2 protein-coding genes are annotated in these 491 nt (G+C 68.4%); both read right to left on the minus strand.

What is annotated here, in order from left to right; genetic code table 11:
* A partial coding sequence (locus HW466_RS31290) for an alpha/beta hydrolase (RefSeq protein WP_176316164.1) occupies positions 1–201 on the minus strand: 201 nt, incomplete at its 3' end.
* A 13-nt stretch (positions 202–214) separates the two neighbouring features.
* Positions 215–491 (minus strand): hypothetical protein (locus HW466_RS31740; RefSeq protein ID WP_208456263.1); only part of this gene is annotated, 277 nt, incomplete at its 5' end.

Here is a 491-nt window from a genome sequence, read left to right on the forward strand (position 1 = left end):
CCCGCGTTCGCGCGCCAGCGTATCGCGCACTGCATTGGCCCAGCGCGCCAGATGCGGTGCCTCCCAGTCGTCCTGCTCGATGCGCAGCGTGCGCGCGAACTGACGCTCCAGCCAGGACTGCCAGTGGGCGCCCTCGCTGCCATGCAGGCCGGGCACGGTCACGACACGCGGCGGCCACGCCGATTTGCTGCAGTTGGACATCGCATCTCCCTCGCTAGCGGTCGAACCCGAATCGATTGTCGGCCGCGTGCCGGGCCCGGCGAACCAATTTTTCCTGCTTAGCAATTTCGACGCTGCGGCGCCAGATCGCACGACGCCGTAGAATGGCCGTTTCCGCGCGACGGGGCCGGATTCCGATGTGGAATCCGATGTCGATTCCCGGCCACATGTGCGCGCGACACAAGACCGGGACGATCCCGGCGCCAGCCAGAAAGCAGCCCCTTACCGTTTCGCGCGCCCGCCGCACCGGCGCGCCACGCAAGCCCGACGAC

It is taken from the genome of Burkholderia territorii, assembly GCF_902833055.1.
Taxonomy (GTDB): Bacteria; Pseudomonadota; Gammaproteobacteria; order Burkholderiales; family Burkholderiaceae; genus Burkholderia; species Burkholderia territorii.